The following is a 1,078-nucleotide window of genomic DNA, read 5'->3' as shown; positions in this document are numbered from 1 at the left end:
TATGTCTTACCAGAATCCAAGTTAGGCCGTGCTCTCAAATACAGTTTGGATTATGAGTCCACATTCAAAACTGTACTGGAGGATGGACGTCTCGTTCTATCCAATAATTTGGCAGAAAGAGCAATCAAATCCTTAGTAATGGGGCGCAAGAATTGGTTGTTTTCCCAGAGTTTAGAGGGAGCAGAGTCTAGTGCGATTATTATGACTCTAATTGAGACAGCCAAACTCCACCAAGTGGACAGTGAAAAATATATAGTTTTCCTACTAGAACATTTACCAAACGAGGAGACTCTCGAAAAAAAGGAGGTTCTAGAGGCTTATTTACCATGGGCAAAACAAATACAAGAGCATTGTCGTTAAAGAAACCTCCAAGATTCAAAGCAAGCTGCTTACAATCTTGGAGGTTTTTTGATGTACCCTGTTATTGGGCGCTTACGTTTTACTTCGTGGTTTTTAACCTGATTCGCAATTGTCTCCTTCACTTGATTTTCAATTACCTTCATTTCTCGGGTCTTTAGTCCATACTCTGCCTTTAATTCATTGACGAGTACAGGTGCGACCTCTTTAGTCAATTGATTAACAAAGCTCGCTTTTGAAGTATCTTTCGTTTCTGCAATGACTGTCGAAACCGAGTTCCCAAGTCCATAGATTTTCTCTCCAAATAACTTTGTTTGTTGACTCTCAACAATTGCTGGAGGTACAACAACGTCTCCACTCTCATCAACGTTGACATTCGAGAAATCCAAAAATCCGTTTTCAGAACTCTTATTCACCTTCCCCTGCTCAGCAACTGGTAACTGATCTAAAATATCGAGAACTGTCTGGGTGGCTCTAAAGATTCCAGCTATATTATCGAAGAGCAGATTCGACATAAATCCACGTTTAAGGGCACCTCTAAAAACCAGAAGTATTCCGTCATATAAAAAAAGAAGGGACTCTTGCCCTCCAATTTCCAGCAAAAGTCCCTGTATTTCCTACTTTTCTATCCCGATTATCGGGAGAATTCTGATTTTTGGGCGCACTAAGCCCATGTATTCAAATTCAGTCGTTTGATCTGTTCAAAACGACAAATATTGTA

Annotated in this window: 2 protein-coding genes; one reads left to right on the top strand and one right to left on the bottom strand. The window is 39.9% G+C overall.

Going from position 1 to position 1,078, the window contains the following annotated elements; all coding sequences use genetic code 11:
- On the top strand, positions 1-360 hold a 360-nt coding region (locus E5983_RS09195), incomplete at its 5' end, for an IS66 family transposase (protein ID WP_160332181.1).
- A gap of 29 nt (positions 361-389) precedes the next feature.
- Here the strand turns inward: E5983_RS09195 and E5983_RS09190 are convergent.
- Entirely contained in the window at positions 390-959 is a 570-nt protein-coding gene (locus E5983_RS09190; RefSeq protein ID WP_160333504.1) for a hypothetical protein, read from the bottom strand.
- Between the last annotated feature and the right edge of the window lie 119 nt (positions 960-1,078).

Source organism: Streptococcus danieliae (assembly GCF_009767945.1).
GTDB classification, from domain to species: Bacteria; Bacillota; Bacilli; order Lactobacillales; family Streptococcaceae; genus Streptococcus; species Streptococcus danieliae.
Note: the sequence above shows the minus strand (reverse complement) of the source record. Positions and strands in the feature narration are given on the sequence as shown.